Here is an 18192-nt window from a genome sequence, read left to right as displayed (position 1 = left end):
TGATATTATTTTATTAGGAGTCGTAAAGCAGATGGCGCCCAACGCGCTTGCCATTTTTCGAGCAATTTCGCCCTAATCAGTTCTGGGTTGGCGCAACTCTCTCAATAAGCAGCTTTAGTTGTGAAAAACGAAATAGATCGAGAAAGAATTACTGTTCACTGAACAGGATGTGCCATACCCCTTCAGAAAACGTGGAGCCTGATATGGCGATTATCGATCTCTTTTCTAAACGACAAAAGCGGTTGCGGGGCGAAACAGTAGACATTTTTACCTATGATGCGATACCGCAAAAGCTGCGAGTCCAAATCGTTCACATCATCCGTGAGGCTCTGGGAACCGAAGAATACGACTCAACCGGTAACGTCCAAGAGGTTCTGAAGATTATTACTAAGGCTATCCGCCAGGAACTTGGAGTTTTCGTCCTGCCTCCCACCCAAGTTCCCGATGGTAGGAACCTTGAGGCGGAACTGTTCAATTATTTTCTTAAAGAGCAGTCAACGGAAGCGTGTCTTGACTTCATTGAAATTTCGTTTCGCGCAATAGACCACTTCGTCAGAGACTATGCATTCAACAATGTGCACAACGCGGTCGAGAGAGCGGATGGGGCGATCGCCGACCTAAACGGAAGATTAAGGGAACACGGAATTGGGTACCAGTTTGCAGATGGTCAAGTAATTCGGATTGATTCCGAACTAATTCATGTTGAAGCTGTAAAGCCCGCCCTACGCCTTCTTGGCGGAAAGGGGTATGCTGGGCCACATGATGAGTTTGTTCGCGCGTACCAACATTATCGTGAGGGGAAGAACAAGGAGGCACTCAATGAGTGCTTGAAGTGTTTTGAGAGCACGATGAAGGCCATCTGTAGTAAGCGGAATTGGGCGTTTGGGCCGGGTGATACTGCCAGAGCGCTTATTGATATTTGCCTAAAAAATGGATTGGTGCCGGGTTTTTGGGCGAATGAGCTGACCGCGTTGCGTCAGTTGTTGGAAAGCAGCATTCCAACGGGACGAAACAAGCTAAGTGGCCATGGTCAGGGAGCAACTCCGTCTTCAGTGCCGGAATACATTGTCGCCTATATGCTGCATATGACAGCTTCAACCGTGGTTTTTCTCGTAAACGCTGAGAAAGCGCTGTCCTAGCGGATACCAACGCTTATTTCACACGGCGATTGGGGCATATGGAAGGGCAGTCACGGGACATTTAGCTTCCCAACGCTTTCATCCAGATTTGCGTTTGAGGTCCGTTCTGTGGCGAAGATGCCGTTGATGAACTTGCGATATCGGTATCCGAGGAGATGTGAATCGGCGTCGCCGAATGACCCCACTCGGCTTTGAAATATCAATAGCTTGTGACGACGATTTGCCTCTAATCACCGCGCCGCTTCGCAATCTGTGCGATCGATGAATGCAGGGGGCAGCTTTATCTAGATACCAGCGTAAAAAAAAGGCCGATCCGCTCCCGGCCTCAATCCCGGACATCCGTCGTCTAGGAGTTAACGTCTGCCGTTGACGCTTTCCGACCGAGATGATCATCCAAAGCACGTTCGAGTTTCAACCGACAAACCCCGCAATTCGCGTTTGATGACTTCTTTCTGTCTAACATGAAGACGCAGTTGCCGGATGAAGTGGAGTTCGCCTATTTTGCCCCCATGATCCGAACCGTTCGCCAGACCAACATTAAGTCGAACCGGCCTCAAGATGGCGCACCACGTCCGTTCTCGGATTTTGGAGCTGCGCGTAACCTAGTAGTGCTCGGCGACCCTGGTGCAGGTAAGACGTATGTGTTCAAGCAAGCGGCGGCGGCCGAAGGCGGACGGTTTCTGAAGGCGCGGGCGTTCCTCAGTACACCCGCGCAAATGCTAAGCGGCCAGGCCCTATTTATCGACGGACTTGATGAAAAACGCGCTGGACGTGCTGACCGGGCCACTATCGATGCCTTGGTGACTAAGCTGTTCGAGGTCAATCCCTCCAAAGTCCGAATTTCCTGCCGCATCGCCGACTGGTTGGGTGAGAGCGATCTTGCTGGCTTCCAGCCCTATTTCGAGCAGTACAACGAGGCTCCAGTTCTTCTCCTGGAAAGCCTTTCCCACCCTGAACAGGTTGCCGTGCTCGCTGCCCAAAACGTTGAAGGCGCCGCAGCCAACACCTTTCTGACCGGGGCCGCTGAGCGCGGGCTGAATGAATTTCTGGAGAATCCACAGAACCTCATCATGTTGTGGCGGGCTGTTCAGACTGGCAACTGGCCGTCCACGCGCAAAGAGCTCTTTGAGCTCTCGACCGAGCTTATGCTGCAAGAATTCGATCCGGAGCGCGCGCGGGCCGGCAACGGCGCATTTTCCGTAGCCGAGTTGCGGTCCGCTGCCGGGGCCGTTTGCGCGGCGCGTCTCATCAGCGACGTTGAGGGTATTAGCCTCACCGATCAGGAAGGCAGCGAGAATATACCGGGATATCGCTCGGTGACGTTCTTTCCAACTGAGAAGGTACAGGCAGTGCTGGGCCGCCGCATCTTTGATGCGGGTCCTCAAGCCGAGACCGTCGATTACACCCACCGGACCACGGCCGAGTTCCTCGCCGCTGAGTTCCTGGCGGGCCGGGTCCGCGACGGGCTCCCGTTTGAAAGGATTGTCGCCCTCATGGGAGTCGATGGGCACCCGGCAACGGAACTGCGCGGCCTCCATGCTTGGATTGCCGTTCATCTCCCCGAACGCGCGAGCGAGCTTATTGAGGCCGATCCTTACGGTGTCCTGACGTATGGTGATGCCGCGTCGCTAACACCATCGTCTTGCGCACTCCTTGCACGTGCGCTCGACAGGCTCTCAAGGGCGAACCCTTGGTTTCGGTCAGGCAATGGGCAAGCCAGAGCCATCGGCGCATTGGCCCGCAAAGAGATGGTGGGGGAATTCCGGGCAATCCTCAATAATCCGACTTCATCGTTTGGTATTCGATCCATCGTTGTGGACGCACTTATGCTCGGCACGCCTATGGAGGAGATGCTACCCGACCTCGCCACTGTGCTAGGCCGGCAAGTCTCTCCTTACGCTGAGCGTGTACATGCGCTCGCGGCACTGCTGCGTATCGACGCGGGTAAAGCGATTATCCGGGACGTGTACAGCCAACTCGGCAACACGACGAACGATTTCCGTCTCCGGGCTGAAGTCATTATGGCACTCTACGGGGAACCCTATGGGGCGGCCGACGTGGTCGCCCTTGTGAACGGCTTTTTTAGCGTTGACGATATAGCGGGATCGGGATCGCTGTGGAAGCTTGCCGAGAACTTGCCACTTGCCGACCTTCCTCAAATACTTGATGGCATCGCGCCACCGGCACGCAACGGCGAGGGGGTTGACCGGCGGCATTGGGAGGTGGGTTCATTCTATGCCCGCGTTCTGGTTCGCGCATGGCGGACGCCCTTGAAGCCTAATCCAGGCCAGGCGCTTGGCTGGCTGCTCAAGCAAGCCATGATCAAGGGCGCTCCTAGCCGCGCGCAGGATTTGCGCGCTGCTTTGCGTGACACGCCCGAGCGGCTGGCAGAAATAGCACGTCATTTCTTTCGCACCATCGTGGTCGATGGCCAGAGCTGGCTCGCCTTCAACCGGTTTCGAGAAGCGATGTTGCTTGAGCTGAGCGCCGACGCAATGCTGGATTTACTTATCGACGAACTGGGTATGGCAGAACCCGGCGGCGACCGGCAACTTCTGCTTTATGAGTTTGCCCTTCGGCTTTGCTATCAGGGAGCTCAACCGCATGTGGCGGATGTGTTTGCGCGATTGTGGTCGCAAGCCGAAACGGACCCGCGGCTCTTCGATGTCCTTAGCCAGACAACGCACTCGAAGCTTCCCGACGATTATTTTGAAGGGCGCTCCAATCACCATCTCGATGAGGAGATAAGTCGCGAGCGGCAGCGGCTAGAATTCGACCACGAAGTTGAACGGATTCGGACCGGCCAGCATCTGGGATGGCTAACGCATCTCGGTCAGATTTATTTTGCGCGATATAGTGACATAAGCCGAAGCGCCGCACCGCACGAGCGGATTTCCGCATGGCTTGGCGAAGAGCGGGTTAGCGCTGCCCTCGAATGTCTCAAAGCTGCGGTTGCTCGCGGCGACACCCCTACATTTGCGAATGTGATGGCGCTTGCGGCTGAGCGCAGTCACTATGATTGGTGGTACGCGTTGGTCGCGGGCTTGAATGAACTTTGGTCCGATGGAGATAGCCTTTCCAGGCTATCGGATGATTTCTTCAAAGGGATGCTGGTGTTCGACCTAACTGATCCCGTATCGGAAGAACGCGACGGAGCCGAACGCTGGGTTGTTCATCCATGGCGAAAGGATTTGATGGAGCGTCGGCCTGAACTGGTGCGGGACGCCTATATCTCCCTTGCGCGCCTTCGCTTGTCCCGGAATGAACAATCGTCCGAGGGGCTCCACGAACTCCTCACCGATACGACATTCGAGCCTTACCGCGCCGACATTGTACTGGACCTGCTTCGCGACTATCCCAACACTGACCCATTCCGTCTGGATGAACTTTTAAGCGCAGCAGGTGAGCTGCCGGCTACTCACGACCGCCTGCTCTCGTTGGCACACAACGTCCTTGCAGGAACGTCGTTGGATGAGCGGCAGCGCGATCTCTGGCTGGCAACTGCCTTCATTCTCTCTCCGGCGGCGTTCGAGATCGATGTCAGGCAACGCGCCGTTGTCCATCCCGCGTTAATATTCGATCTCCGCGACAAGAGTGGTTTCGTAGACAATGCACAGCCTGAGCAAGTGCCGTCCATACACATGCTCGAATTCATGGCGAGATTGGCAGGCAGCCTTTTTCCCGAGGCGCCGCATCCCGTCAACGGCTGGAGCGGTGATCGGAATCCCTGGGATGCCGCCGAATGGATTCGTGCAATCATCACTACGATTTCGGCCTCGGCAAGCCAGGCGGCGACCGAAGCACTCGAACGGTTAAGCGGCGACGGCGAGCTTGCGTCGTACAGGCTGCACATCCTTCATGCGCTCGCAAATCAGCAGCAGCGGCGCAGGGATGCAGAATACGAACGGCCGAGCTGGCGCGAAACGATTGCGGTCTTGAACAATGGACCGCCGGCCACCGTTGCGGATCTCCACGCCTTGCTGGTCGCACATCTACTGGATCTGAAGCACCGTATTACGCGGACAAATACCGATATTTTCAAACAGTTTTGGAATCTCGATCAATATGCACGCCCCACCGAGCCCCGTCCCGAGGAGGCATGCCGGGACGATCTCGTCAATCTGATGCGGCCATCCTTGCTGCCGCTCGGAATCACCGTGGAGCCCGAATGCCACATGGTCGCTGACAAGCGGGCCGATATATCGGTAGCGATGCCATCGCGCAAAATTCTATGCGAGTTGAAGCGCGACTATCATGCGGAGGTCTGGACCGCCGTCCAGGGACAGCTGGAACGATTCTACGCGCATGACCCTGAGGCGAGAGGGCTGGGCGTTTATTGCGTATTCTGGTTTGGTGATAAGAAACAGCACGCCATCCCCGCTCCACCCAACGGCATCAGCAGGCCGCAATCTGCTGCCCAGATGGAGCAGATATTGGTCAACCTCGTCCCGCAGGATATGCGCCAGCGGCTGGCCGTCATCGTCATTGACGTATCGGGAACAGTGTAGTTGGTACGCCGTTATAGCAGCAATCCAAACGCTCTCGCCATGCAGAACACGGAACATTCTCACTGAATGCGAAGAAAGCACCATGTCCAAACAGCTTGCTCCCTACCCTATCCTGGATCAAAATTTCTGATTGCTCGTTTTCGTCTCCGTTAACCATCTGTATTAACTATATGTTTTCCTAACAAGGAATCTAATTCTCCCTTCATTTCCGTCGCTCAGACTGCATTTTGTTTGGCCTTTTACTATCGATAGTAATCAAGTATCGATAGTGATGGATTTCGAGGCGCAAAACCGATAAACTCGGGGCACAAATCACAGCGCCGGAAACGATCTTGCCGAAGCCAAAACCACTCCGCTCCCCCACCGATCCGGTGCTAGTCCGCGCTGAAGAACTCGATGCGCTCGACGCTATCCTACCCTTCGCCCGCCGCGATCAGCTAGCCGCACTGCTGACCGACGACGACGTCGCCACCCTCAAGCATCTAGCCAAGGAGGGCATGGGTGAAAATACACTGCGCGCACTCGCTTCCGACGTCGGCTATCTCGAGGCCTGGTGCGAGCTGTCGACAGGCAGCCCCCTCCCCTGGCCGGCGCCGGAGAGCCTGCTCCTGAAATTCGTCGCCCATCATCTCTGGGACCCGGTCGAACGCGCCGAGGATTCTTCCCACGGCATGCCTGATGACGTCGACATCGGATTGCGCGCCAAAGGCCTGCTGCGTGTCGAGGGCCCGCACGCGCCCGATACGGTGCGCCGGCGGCTGACCTCGTGGTCGATCCTCACCCGCTGGCGCGGATTGACGGGATCTTTTGCTGCTCCGTCTCTAAAGAGTGCATTGCGGCTTGCAGTCCGCGCCGCGCCGCGGCAACGCCGCCGCAAGAGCAAACGAGCGGTCACCGCTGACGTTCTGACAAAGCTGCTTTCCACCTGCGCCGGCGAGCGCCTGGTCGACCTGCGCGATCGCGCCTTGCTGCTGACCGCCTTTGCCTCCGGCGGCCGGCGGCGCTCCGAAGTCGCCGACCTGCGGGTCGAGGATCTGGTCGACGAAGACCCGGTGCATGCCGATCCGCAAAATCCCGCCTCTCCTCTCCTGCCGTGTCTCACCGTTCATCTCGGCCGAACCAAGACAACGACGGCCGAAGACCAGGTACATGTCGTTTTGATTGGGCGGCCGGTCGAAGCACTGAAGCGTTGGCTTGTGGAGGCTAGGATCGAGAATGGGCCGATCTTTCGTCGTATCGACCAGTGGGGGAATATCGACCGGCGCGCGCTGACGCCGCAGTCGGTCAATTTGATCCTGAAAAGCCGGTGCAAGCTGGCGGGGTTGGATGCAGAGATGTTTTCGGCGCACGGGCTGCGGTCTGGCTATCTGACGGAAGCCGCCAACCGCGGCGTTTCCCTGCAGGAGGCGATGCAGCAATCGCTGCATAAGTCGGTGCCGCAGGCTGCAAGTTACTATAACAACGCCGAACGGAAGAACGGGCGCGCAGCGCGACTTGTGATTTGAGCTATTTGGCGGTCGATGCGCCGATGCCGGATGACCACCCACATTGGGACGTCTAGGGCTTTTGTGATTCATTGCCCGGTGGATTACCTGTCAACATTGCCTTTTGCCTGGCAAAATTATCGGCTCCGCGTTTGTATATTCTGACTACCTCCCGGCAAACATCTTCTACCGACCTCTGTTGCTCATTTGCGATGTCAGAGATGTTCTTCACGATGCCCCGGCCAGATACAACCCCTGCTCTCCCGGCTGCTTCAGCCTCGTCTCCTTTGGACGAACCCAACACGGGGTCATATAAACTCGCCGCCTCGCGAAGAAATTCCAGAGCTCCGGCTTCGGACACACCCTTGCTTTGACAGTATTCCAGCACGCCCAACATGTTTCGAGTTTCTTTTTGCGCCACCTGAATGTCATCAGTCATTGAGGGTTGGGCCATTGCAAACGCTGCGTTGATGCAACTGAACGCAACGGCAAGAACGGTCTGCTTCACAAGGAATTCTCCACTGAGGTTTCGATCATCCATGAGCTTTTGGCGCGGCGCCTAACGGGTGATTTCGGCACTGTCGATTGAGTAATCATAGGCGCCATCCTGCCATTCTGAGTGCGTTCTTAAAAAGTAGCGAAGCTCTTCGACATAGTATCCGTTGCTTTTCGATTCTGGATAGTCGCATGCCATTGGCCAAGCTCGACCGGCGAGAGATTGATGAAGGGTCTTCGCCTCGATCGGTTGGCCGATCTTACAGGAGGCTTTTGAGGGCTTTGTCCCGCCGGACATCTCCGTTTCGAATGCAAAGAAAGCATCGGCCGCCCAGGTTGAAGCCGACAGTGCGAGCCTTGTCGTGATCGTTATCCTCTTGTCTTCCGAGGGACCGTACATGCCCCGTTGATTGTCTTTAGATTTCAACTGCACCGGGCCAACATATTCGCGATCCATCGAGAAGTTTTTGTAGTTTTCGCGGACGCGGGTCGGCCCGCTTCTAATCGGTTTGATCAAGAAAACGGTCTCCCTGCCCGGCTTGGAGGTGTCTCTCTCTTTGATCGTTAGCTTCGCTTCCGATACGGTAGGTCCATCCGGCAATATGGATAGGAGCTTTGCGGAAGCAGACTGAATATTCGCCGGCACAGAAACATCATCGAGCCCGGGACTATCGCGGTACCCAGGTTCGTTGATGTCATGAAGAACCGACTGAAACGCTACACGTGCTTGGCTGGAGATCGGTTCATCGGGATGACCAGCGCATCCCGCGAACGTTCGGCGGTAAAGCTCTCTCATTTCCTTCGCGCCAAAATCATTTCTGATGACCGTAGACTGGTCCATGATCGACATCAAAATGAAGTTGGCCCCGACAGTGATGACCGCCTGGTTCTCATCCCGCGCGGCATCTGCCAGGATCTGGCATTTCGATTCCGTCGTTAGACTGTCAAGGATTGCCTTGGTGGAGACGTCAGCGCTTCCCGTGGATATTTGTTGTGCCGCGTAGGTACCCGCTGTCCCTGACCAAAAAACCACTGCAATGATTGTGCCAACTAAGCCAGATCTTACCATTCGCCTATTTTTTCTCGATTTTCCAACCGACCCGTCGCAGTTCATTGAAGTTGTAGTCGGGCGAGTGGGGAGAGCAACAGCGATTGATCGCAAAACGTGCAACTTGCTTAACGCGACCCAAATGGCCACCTTGCGATCGCGTATCGGCAGGATCGAGATCGACAACAACAGCATCGAGCGGACCATCAGGCCCATTGCCCTAAATTGGAAAACGCACTGTTCGCCGGACACCTGCCTGGGCTGAGAACCGGACCACTATCGCCTCGCTCGTCGAGACGTGCAACCTCAACGCACTTCCTTTCCCCGCGTTCTTGACTCTTCTGTCGCTTGTTAACAAATGTGGAACGATGAAACATTCCCGTGGCATCGAGATCGGTCGCCCAAGACGGGATGCGATCACCTATATCGGGCCGGTCCAGGACCCGCTCGGCACCGCTATCGATGATTTTCCCCAATGGAATGCCCTAGGCGGGAACTGTCCTGCTTGTGAGCGGGAAGGTTGGCTTGATCGTTACGAGCTTCGAAGGAAATGGGGCAACGCCATTCTTCAATCCCTGCAACCCCGTCTTCGTTGCCTTGGATGCGGAAACAAGCTTGGAAACCGCTGGATTCTCGGCCAACTACCGCGTTGACCGGCTTTCCTCGACGTCCTCGACAATTTCGAGCAGTCTGTCGTGAAGCTCGGAACCGTCGTAGTTGATTTGGTGCAATTTGCCGCCAGAAAGCGACGCGACCATCACTGGCTTCTTGCGCGAGTTATCTATCAGAACAGCTTCATCGACAACCAGAAGGGCGCGGAACAGCTTTTCGAAAGCCGCTTCATAACGCCGGATGATTGTGTCCTTGGGAATATCATGACCGCCGTCGGCCACACGAAATCTCACCCGTTCTACATTTCGCTCAGCTGTATCCAGGCACACAAAGATCATGTTGACGTGAAAGCCAGCTTCTTTCGCCCGCTCCATGACCTTGATCGAATGTTCGCTACTGAGGGTGGTTTCGAAGACGAAGTCTGCCTTCGCCGCGATCAGCTCGTTGATGCGAGAGACAGCCAAGCGACCGGCTCGTACGCGCTTGACGCTGTCCCCTAGCTCTGCAGGCAAGCCATTCTCGATTTCGTCTGCGTTAACGAACTCGCCCGGTGGCCGATACTTTTCATAGATTGAAGATTTACCGGAGCCATTCGGGCCCGCAAGGATCGTGCAGACTGGCTTCGACATCAAAGGTTAGCCAGCAGCCCTAGTTTTTCTGCGCTTACGAACAACGGTACGTGTACGGGCTAGTCTCATGTCGCGAAGCTTCTGGAGACCGCTTCTCGATTTTGCAGACTTTGGAGGCGTGCTCTGCGATCCGTCCAAGACTCTGACTTCAGGAAGCTCAGGCTGCCACGACGGTTCGATGCCAAGGACCTTCCCACGCTTTTCAGCGTCGGAGCCGATCTCCTTGATAGCTTTCCATTGTTTTTCGAGCGATTGCAGTAGCATTCGAAATCCTGTTGTCTAACTGACGCGGACCATAGCAGGTTTCTGCGTCAGACTCCATCGTCTTCCTCTATGCGGTAAACGTCCGCATTGTCCTGCCGTTCCCGCAGCCCTTTATATAAGGCGTGGCGCAGCTTTTGGTCAGGTGTCCATTGGCGGAATTCGACTTCGGCAATCAATGTCGGCTGCACCCACACCACCTGACGTTTGCCCGAATAGGGAACCGGCGGCTGCTTGCGACGCCATGGTAGCTTGTCCCTCATAGTCCGCAGCGCGACCGAAGGACGCTCTTCGAATCCAGTTCCGACGCTACCCACATAGCGCAGCTCGTCCCGTTCGTACGCAGCCAGGAGCAACGCCCCGAAGCCGTCGCGTGCGGACTTGGACGGTTCGTATCCGCAATTCTCGGGTAAAAATTAAAGCTGATTTCAGCGAACTCATCTCTTTGAAGTTGCCGACGAATTTTAAGTTTTGACGGCAGTCAATCTTCGGTGCAAAGCCCTTCGCATTCTATTTTCGTCACCAAGAGAATCAGGTCTTCTTTACCGAAATGGCCGTTAACCTTTCGTTAACCCAATTTTCCTTGCTGAGAATCGAGAATCGGACATAATGACGGCAGATTACGAAATTCGGTTATTTTACCGGCAGAATGGTACAAGGCTTGATGAACGCGTTTTCGCTACCGTCGTTTGAACTCGACGATAAGATATTAATGCAGGGTGCTGAGATCAGCCGCAAGCTCAACCAACTGCGGCTTGAGAACTTTCCGCCGAACGCCAAGAAGACGCTGCGGCAGTTTTCCGTCGCGGAAGTGGCACATTATCTTGGCGTCACGCCGTCGAACCTGAAAAGGCTTTACCTCGATGGCAAAGGTCCCGTCCCAACAACGATGTCAGGGAACCGGAAATACTACACCGCCAAGCAAATGCTTGAATTGCGGCGCTACCTCGCGGAAACCGGCAAGAGCGAAGCCAAGAAGTATATTCCGCATCGGAAGCCGGGCGACAAGCTGCAGGTTATTGCCGTCGTGAACTTCAAGGGCGGTTCCGGGAAGACGACGACGGCGGCCCACCTCGCCCAGCACCTGGCACTCACCGGACACCGCGTCCTGGCAATCGATCTCGATCCGCAGGCGTCGCTTTCAGCGCTGCACGGGTTTCAACCGGAACTCGATCAGAACCCTTCCCTCTACGATACGATCCGCTACGACAATGAGCGCAAGCCGATCACTGAAATTATCCTGCCGACTAACTTCCCCGGCCTCGACATCATTCCAGCAAATCTTGAGCTTCAGGAATACGAATACGATACGCCACTCGCGATGCAGGCTGGGAACGAGGGCAAACGGTTCTTCACCAGATTAGGCAAAGCCATTCTGGATGTCGATGACCGCTATGATGTTGTTGTCATCGACTGCCCCCCGCAGCTTGGCTACCTGTCGTTGACTGCCCTCACCGCTTCGACCTCAGTGTTGATTACGGTTCACCCACAGATGCTCGATCTGATGTCGATGAGCCAATTTCTCCTCATGCTCGGGAACATTACGAAGACGATCAAGAACGCCGGGGCTGAAGTCCGGATGGATTGGCTGCGATACCTGATCACTCGTTTTGAACCGCAGGACGTTCCCCAAGTGCAAATGCTCGGCTTCATGCAGTCGATGCTAGCCGAGGAAATCCTAAAGACGCCAATGGTGAAGACGACGGCAATCTCAGACGCGGGCCTGACGAAACGCAGCCTCTACGAGTTGGATCGGTCGAACTTCACCCGCGAAACGTATGATCGAGCAATCGAGTGCATGGATGCCGTCAACTTCGAGATTCAGGGGCTTATCCACCGGGCTTGGGGGAGAATGTGATGATGTTGACTGCCGTCAAATTTTACCAGCACGCCAAATCTATCAAGCATTTAGCTAAATTTCGAGGATAGCGATATGGCTCGGAAAAACCCATTCATGAACGTAATGAGCGAGGAAGCGCCGGATAACTCCAGGGCAATCCTCGACTATACGAATAGAGGTGCCTCAAAGTCACTGATCCATTCCCTCGACGAGCTGACCGCCCAGGCGGATCGGCTGCTGGAAGGAGAAACCGTTGCCGAACTAGATCCTAGCATCATTGATGAGTCATTCGTTCGAGACCGGCTCGAAGACGACGAACAGGATTTCAACGACCTTGTCACAGCGATCCGAGATCGCGGCCAGGACACCCCTATTCTCGTCAGGCCGCATCCTACAGCTGCGGGACGATACATGGTGGTCTTCGGCCATCGTCGCCTGAGAGCTGCAAAGGTTCTGGGGCGAAAGGTTCGCGCTGTCGTCAAAGACCTCAAGGATAGCGATCATGTCGTTGCCCAGGGGCAGGAGAATACTGCACGAGCGAACCTGTCGTTCATCGAGAAGGCGATGTTTGCAGCCGAGGTCTCCCGTCGCCAATTCGACGGTGACAACGAGATAGTTATTTCCGCGCTCTCTATCGACCGCGCCACCTTGTCTAAGATGCTGGCTGTCTCCTCGATCCCAAAAGAAGTTCTTGATGCCGTCGGCGCTGCCAAGGGCATAGGACGTGACCGTTGGTATGATCTCAAGAACTTGTTGGAGCGGCCTTCGACACTTGAGCAAGCGAAAGCCTACATCGAGACCGACGTCTTCAAGACGATGACCGGCGACGACCGGTTCAATTCATTACTCGCTTTCGTGAAAAGCCTCGGAAGGCGGGCTCATCCGAAAACGGCGAAAACTCAGAAATGGGCCTCGGACGACAAAGCTGTGTCAGCGGAGATTAAAAGCGACGGCAAGACCTATACAGTCGCTTTCAAGGCAAAGGATGCCGGAGGCTTTGGCGATTACATCACGGAGAACCTAACCGACCTTTATCAGGCCTACCGGAGTAAGCAGGATCAACAAGGAGATTAGACAGCAAAAGAAAAAGGCCCCCAAACGACCAAGTCGTGGAAGCCTCTCTCGTATTCGTGACAGATCGAGAATCGCATTTCCCCGAATCCCAGTCAAGAGTCTTTGGCACCGTTTTGGTGAGCGGATTTCTTTTGCCTATTGAAGGGTGAAGGAAATGGAGAATGGAAGTGTGACGACGCCCTTTGGGCGGCGGGCGATGACGCTTGGCATGCTGGCAAGCCAGCAGTTGGCCGAGGAGATCGAGCCCGGCATTACTAGGAACAAGTGGAAGCTCTTTCGCGCGATCTGTGAAGCCAGGCCTTCACTCGGCGTGTCGGACCGCGCCCTGACAGTTCTCGACGCATTGTTAACATTCTATCCGGGCGATGAGATTTCGGAGGAGCGAGGGCTGGTGGTTTTCCCATCGAACGCCCAGCTCTCCATCCGTGCCCGGGGAATGACCGCTGCAACGCTTCGACGGCATCTTGCTGTTCTGGTGGACGCTGGTTTGATCCTGCGGAAGGATAGCGCCAATGGAAAGCGCTATGCGCGACGCGACGGGGCAGGCGAGGTCTCAGAGGCTTTTGGCTTCTCGTTGGCTCCATTGCTCGCACGGGCAGCCGAGATCGAGACTCTTGCCGCCCAGGTTCAAGCAGATCGAGAGCTTCTCCGTACGACCAAAGAACGCCTGACCATCTGCCGCCGTGATATCTCGAAGCTCATCAATGTAGCGATAGAGGAGGGCGTGGAGGGTGATTGGGAGAAGATCATGCTTATCTTCCGGGACATCATTGGGCGGCTTCCACGAGCCGCTACGATCGATGACGTTGCCTCGGTGCTCGATGAACTGACGATGCTTCGCGAAGAGGTGCTCAACCGTCTGAAATTACAGGCCAAAATGAATAAATTGAGCGCCAATGAGTCTCAAATTGAGCGGCACATACAGAATTCAAAACCCGAATCCATTTCTGATTTTGAACCAGCTCTCGAAAAAGAGCAGGGGGCGAAATCGAGCCGAGCCATCAAACTTCCGAGGGAGCCGATAAAGGCGTTCCCCCTTGGTATGGTCCTGCAAGCCTGCCCTGAGATCTCAAATTATGGGCCGGGGGGCTCGATTAGCAGCTGGCGAGAGCTGATGTCAGTGGCAGTCGTGGTTCGATCCATGCTGGGCGTCAGTCCGAGCGCCTACCAGGATGCTTGCGATATCCTCGGTCCCGAAAACGCCGCCGCAATGATGGCTTGCATCCTCGAGAGGGCAGGGCACATCAATTCGGCCGGGGCATATTTACGTGATCTCACCCGGAAGGCCGAGCGCGGCGAATTTTCAATAGGTCCGATGTTGATGGCGCTAATGCGCACAAACTCCGCCCAGGCTCGAGTTGGATAGCAAAGATCGCCCGTCTTTCCTTCGATTGGCGGTGGGAATAAGCATCTACGGTCAGATATTTTGGAGCGGATGAATAATGAAGACGACGATGGCGGCGAATCTTCTTGTGGTTCACGACAAGACCCCGCTGCCGCAGGGTCGCACCGACGCGGCGGTAGCCTTAGAACTCGAACTCGTCGCAGATCGCGAACATCTGCTTCGATCAGATATTCTAATGTTGATAAGTAGTAGGCGTCAGTGATGTCTCGAAACATGGAAAAGTTGCGCGGCGCTGCCGTGCGGCGTCTAGCCACTGATCGCTATCGCTTCCTGGGCTTTGACCAGTCGGTAGTCCCAGCGGTGCGTCACCCCGCAGGTGGATTTTGGAAATATAGACGATGGGTTGCGTCAGCTAGATCAAAAGCGCTTGACGCGTAGATCACTTTACCCGCGATGTCTTTGTGCCGATCGTAAAAATGGTACGGTTCGAGTTCCTGATGGGTAAGAAGGATCACGCGTCTCAGAAATGGGTTGTTGAGGGACTTGGCCAACTCGATTTCGTCCGCCGTGAACACCGATAGTTTAGCAAGCAAAATGTACGTCGTGACGCGGTCTCTCGGAAATGCGTCGGCGACTTGACGTAAATTCTCGATGTCACGGGCATCGATCACGCCGCCTGCATCCTTGCATTCGCCGATCACGACCGCCGGCTTTGGGGAGCGAGGCTCGTGAAGCAGAGCGACGAAGTCGGTCTCGCAGACAGGTAGACCACTTCTGGGATCAATAGGCTTTAAATCGTAGGAAGCACCATAAGTTGCGGTATTAAGCGGACTTCTCAAGTTCACATAGAGTTGCTGCAGCAGCATAGCGACAGGGATAGCGCCCGCGGCGTTCTTCTCGATGCCCAGAACTCCGGTGCGTCTATATGCAAATTGCCCTTCAACCAACTGCCGGGTCGCGTCAAAGTCGGCACCGCAAAGCGAACAGGTCGATTTCTGCGTCAGGGTGTCGAGCGGCGTCCAGGTCTCCAACTGACACGTCGGGCAGCGCAGATCTGAACCGATTCGAAAAAGGCCTTTTTCGACGAGATGAGTAAAAACCGCGGGGGGCGTGAGGTCCGTGCGCAGCTCTCTTTGCTCAATGAACAATCGTCGATGATCGGCAAACGTAGACCCAGTAATAGGATCCTTGGAGCCAATTTTGTTGATGGCATCCTTTCTCGAAAACGAATGCGTCGGGCCAAATGACTTGATCAGCTTTCGGACGCCGGGAATCTTGAAAGCGCGAACGCTATCCAGCCCACCCATGCTGGTGATAAGCTGCCGCGCAATAAGACCGCTTCCACTCAGCTTGGCCTCGAAGCCAGCCAGCGTAAACATGCGTTCTATCAGCGCCGGAATAGGAAGAGCGCCGAGTCTGAGATCGACATCGGTGACGTCAATGATAATGCCGACGTGCTCGGGCTCCAGCCTAAGCCTATCGTGCTGCATGGCCATCGTCCGGCCGGCGAACTCGTTTAGCTCCGGGATGCATGGTGGGTCGAAGGTATAGTTGCTGCCATCGCCGCGTGCGCCCAATACCAAAACGGAAGTCATAAGGTGTTGTTGGTAGAACCAAGGCTCTGAGGCAAACGGCTTGTCCTTCAAAGCGAAGCTAAGATAAGGCAGTTGAGCAGGCCCCCGAGCACTGCGAGTGCGGATTCGGTGCCGAAATGCATTTTGGCGGGTGTGACGTTTTGCCCGTTCCATGTTGCCTCATTGACACCGCAGACGCTCCATGCCCCGGGGCCAAGGGTCGTGGCGGCGTTTTGGTGGTTCACGTCCTGGCACCAAATAGCAGGTTTGTTCCTGAGATCATCGCGTCCAGCAAGGTCTGCACGCAACATTTCCTCACAATAAGCTTTCACAAGGTCGAAACGTGCATGGTGCTGTAGGTCGTGCCAGACCATTTGAATTCCGCATGCCCGAAGATTCCAGAACGTAACGAGGTCATTGATGTCAGTGGCGCTGCCCAGGTAAAAGCCTGGATAATCCCATCCTGCGCGTGCCGAGTAATGTGGTTTCAAATCATAGCGGCTCAGATGGGTGATTCCCGGATGCTGCATAATCTCTACAGGTATAGAGGCGCCATCTCTAATGGGCAGATTGATTGCCTGTACTGCCTGATCCAGAATGCTGCGATAGTCTATCCCGACTTCTTCCCGAGTAGGATATTCGCCAAACTGCATCAAAAAGACGTCAGCGAGCGGGTCCGCGTTGTCCCATGTAGCGACCCGCACCCCATGCTCAACCATTGCCTTCCAATCAGGATTATCCCGGCGATGGATCATAAGGTTCCGCACGTCGAGTACGGTGGCCGAGCCCTCTCGACCGTCGTATGGTGGGCGAAACAAATTGGCGGCGACGCCGATATTCTGAAGGCCTGCGTATCTCTCCTTAAATGGGGCAAGGTCTGGGTGATTGCCCAGCGAGGTTACGATATCCGGGCGAAACACCTCCGTCAGCTGGTGCGCCTCTGGCCTATCGACTAGGATAATCGGGTTGTAGCGGCCGCCCCAAAGGCAGTGGCAGTACCGCACAGCAGTGCGCACGCTATCAAGATCAGTGGAGTGGACTGCGAACGCAATTCGCAGCGGACGGTAGACAACATCGACGCGAGCAGTTTCCATACAGTAACTCTGCCATCATGTCTGCGTTTCGCCAATACGGACCGACGCCAGAGATACGCTACATCCGAATTTGACCAGGGGAGCTGCTCCAACGGTGTTCGGGCGAAAGCACTGCGACGCCTTGCTACCGGCGGACTGATGCTCGCTGGCCTGAGCTACCTGGGGACGCATTTCCCAAAGTGTCCATAGCGCTGTTTGCGATTACGAAATTAGGCGGGCTCGCGCTACGGCGACTAAGAGCGGTGCAAGATCAAGCTAAGTCCTGAATCCTCCTGCGTCCAGGATGCCCCTCAGGCAGTTCGAACAGTTTCTTGTAGTCATAACCCTCGTACGACCAAACCTGCCCGAGAATGCGATGCCACCAAGGAATGAAAATTCTCTGGCTTGCTGGATAGAGTTCGGTGGCACCCATCGCATCATTATATGCCTTGGAATCAAGGGCGCGAAGTATCGGCGGCTCATCACCGGCAATTCTACTCATCTGTCCCCACCAGCGCGCAATCTCAGCCGCGGACGGCTCTGGGGTTTCCTCGACCTCCGCCAGAAGATGATAATAGTCCCTCTGCAAAGCTTGGTGGTCTCGGGCTTTCCCACCGAAATCAAACACAAGCTGCGCCGCACCGACCGCTGCCACAAGAGCGCCGACTACGCCTTCTGACACGTCAACGTGGAAGATAAGCATGAACTTCCCGACGGCTTGGGCGCCTAACAAAATGACAAGGAAATTGAACCAGCGATTCCAGCGGTCAAGCGTAAGCCTCCGAGACGTGTGATAAAGCGCATTTCGAAGGGCATTGAATCGCACCAAATCCCGGTCCATGTCTTACCTCATTTTTTCGGTCCAATTGGTGCGGCTGGCTTCGAGGGCGATGGCTGACGAGGGCCTGGACCGGCGCCGGCGCCAGATCCAGGGTTGACACTCGTCATCGTAGGCTGGCGCGGGCCTGCGCCTTTGGTGATAACTTCGGGCTGCCGCGGGCCACGGCCGTCCATTGTGAAAGTCGGTCCTTTAGCCAAGATTGTCTCCATGTAGTGTGTTCAGATGGGAATGCTAGGCGCCGGTAGTACGGCAAAGCGAGCTGGCATTGC

12 protein-coding genes and 2 pseudogenes are annotated in these 18192 nt (G+C 55.4%); 7 read left to right on the top strand and 7 right to left on the bottom strand.

All coding sequences use genetic code 11. From position 1 onward, the window contains the following. The first annotated feature begins 203 nt into the window (after positions 1 to 203). From AC13QY_RS30940 to AC13QY_RS30930, 3 genes are all read left to right on the top strand, one after another. Entirely contained in the window at positions 204 to 1139 is a 936-nt protein-coding gene (locus AC13QY_RS30940; RefSeq protein WP_488494473.1) for an abortive infection family protein, read from the top strand. Between the two features lie 461 nt (positions 1140 to 1600). Beyond that, positions 1601 to 5647 (top strand): NACHT domain-containing antiphage protein EruA, encoded by a 4047-nt coding sequence (gene eruA / locus AC13QY_RS30935; protein WP_488494472.1) that lies wholly within the window; start codon positions 1601 to 1603, stop codon positions 5645 to 5647. Between the two features lie 332 nt (positions 5648 to 5979). Further along, positions 5980 to 7152: a site-specific integrase gene (locus AC13QY_RS30930; RefSeq protein WP_488494471.1), complete on the top strand. Its 1173-nt coding sequence runs from the start codon at positions 5980 to 5982 to the stop codon at positions 7150 to 7152. Positions 7153 to 7204: 52 nt separating this feature from the next. Here the strand turns inward: AC13QY_RS30930 and AC13QY_RS30925 are convergent, their stop codons facing one another. Together AC13QY_RS30925 and AC13QY_RS30920 are read right to left on the bottom strand one after the other, a co-directional pair. Further along, entirely contained in the window at positions 7205 to 7639 is a 435-nt protein-coding gene (locus tag AC13QY_RS30925) for a hypothetical protein (protein ID WP_488494470.1), read from the bottom strand. 51 nt (positions 7640 to 7690) lie between these two features. After that, positions 7691 to 8881, bottom strand: a complete 1191-nt coding sequence (locus AC13QY_RS30920) for a hypothetical protein (RefSeq protein ID WP_488494489.1) — start codon at positions 8879 to 8881, stop codon at positions 7691 to 7693. On the opposite strand from AC13QY_RS30920, the pseudogene AC13QY_RS30915 reads away from it, so the two are divergent. Further along, positions 8841 to 9030 (top strand): annotated as a pseudogene (locus tag AC13QY_RS30915) (IS66 family transposase); the annotation flags it as partial. The gene AC13QY_RS30920 and the pseudogene AC13QY_RS30915 overlap by 41 nt on opposite strands. Before the next feature lie 285 nt (positions 9031 to 9315). Here AC13QY_RS30915 and AC13QY_RS30910 read toward each other — a convergent pair. Further along, the gene (locus AC13QY_RS30910) at positions 9316 to 9915 is read right to left on the bottom strand and encodes an ATPase (RefSeq protein WP_488494469.1); all 600 of its coding nucleotides are present in this window, start codon (positions 9913 to 9915) and stop codon (positions 9316 to 9318) included. Between the two features lie 311 nt (positions 9916 to 10226). Then, positions 10227 to 10574: pseudogene (locus AC13QY_RS30905) on the bottom strand (ATP dependent DNA ligase); the annotation flags it as partial. 266 nt (positions 10575 to 10840) lie between these two features. On the opposite strand from AC13QY_RS30905, the gene repA reads away from it, so the two are divergent. The 3 genes from repA (at position 10841) to repC (ending at position 14456) form a co-directional block, all read left to right on the top strand. Next, positions 10841 to 12034, top strand: a complete 1194-nt coding sequence (gene repA / locus AC13QY_RS30900) for a plasmid partitioning protein RepA (RefSeq protein WP_488494468.1) — start codon at positions 10841 to 10843, stop codon at positions 12032 to 12034. A 75-nt stretch (positions 12035 to 12109) separates the two neighbouring features. Continuing rightward, positions 12110 to 13090, top strand: a complete 981-nt coding sequence (gene repB / locus AC13QY_RS30895; RefSeq protein WP_488494467.1) for a plasmid partitioning protein RepB — start codon at positions 12110 to 12112, stop codon at positions 13088 to 13090. Positions 13091 to 13244: 154 nt separating this feature from the next. Beyond that, positions 13245 to 14456, top strand: coding sequence for a plasmid replication protein RepC (repC, locus tag AC13QY_RS30890; protein ID WP_488494466.1), 1212 nt, complete (start codon positions 13245 to 13247; stop codon positions 14454 to 14456). A 344-nt stretch (positions 14457 to 14800) separates the two neighbouring features. On the opposite strand, the gene AC13QY_RS30885 is transcribed toward repC, so the two are convergent. From AC13QY_RS30885 to AC13QY_RS30875, 3 genes are all read right to left on the bottom strand, one after another. After that, entirely contained in the window at positions 14801 to 16081 is a 1281-nt protein-coding gene (locus AC13QY_RS30885; RefSeq protein ID WP_488494465.1) for a hypothetical protein, read from the bottom strand. Then, positions 16078 to 17103: a hypothetical protein gene (locus AC13QY_RS30880; RefSeq protein ID WP_488494464.1), complete on the bottom strand. Its 1026-nt coding sequence runs from the start codon at positions 17101 to 17103 to the stop codon at positions 16078 to 16080. Before AC13QY_RS30880 ends, AC13QY_RS30885 begins: the two co-directional genes overlap by 4 nt. A 250-nt stretch (positions 17104 to 17353) precedes the next feature. Next, entirely contained in the window at positions 17354 to 17923 is a 570-nt protein-coding gene (locus AC13QY_RS30875; protein WP_488494463.1) for a hypothetical protein, read from the bottom strand. Positions 17924 to 18192 lie beyond the last annotated feature (269 nt).

This window comes from Martinezella sp. CNPSo 3795, assembly GCF_057784475.1.
The sequence above is the reverse complement of the archived record's forward strand: the minus strand, read 5'-3'. Positions and strand labels throughout refer to the sequence as shown.

Bases quoted from the DNA above. Each gene is read 5' to 3' on its own strand.
- AC13QY_RS30910 (WP_488494469.1), bottom strand. From the start codon at position 9,915: ATGTCGAAGCCAGTCTGCACGATCCTTGCGGGCCCGAATGGCTCCGGT.
- repC (WP_488494466.1), top strand. From the start codon at position 13,245: ATGGAGAATGGAAGTGTGACGACGCCCTTTGGGCGGCGGGCGATGACG.
- AC13QY_RS30940 (WP_488494473.1), top strand. From the start codon at position 204: ATGGCGATTATCGATCTCTTTTCTAAACGACAAAAGCGGTTGCGGGGC.
- repB (WP_488494467.1), top strand. From the start codon at position 12,110: ATGGCTCGGAAAAACCCATTCATGAACGTAATGAGCGAGGAAGCGCCG.
- repA (WP_488494468.1), top strand. From the start codon at position 10,841: ATGAACGCGTTTTCGCTACCGTCGTTTGAACTCGACGATAAGATATTA.
- eruA (WP_488494472.1), top strand. From the start codon at position 1,601: ATGAAGACGCAGTTGCCGGATGAAGTGGAGTTCGCCTATTTTGCCCCC.
- AC13QY_RS30880 (WP_488494464.1), bottom strand. From the start codon at position 17,103: ATGGAAACTGCTCGCGTCGATGTTGTCTACCGTCCGCTGCGAATTGCG.
- AC13QY_RS30920 (WP_488494489.1), bottom strand. From the start codon at position 8,881: ATGGTCCGCTCGATGCTGTTGTTGTCGATCTCGATCCTGCCGATACGC.
- AC13QY_RS30875 (WP_488494463.1), bottom strand. From the start codon at position 17,923: ATGGACCGGGATTTGGTGCGATTCAATGCCCTTCGAAATGCGCTTTAT.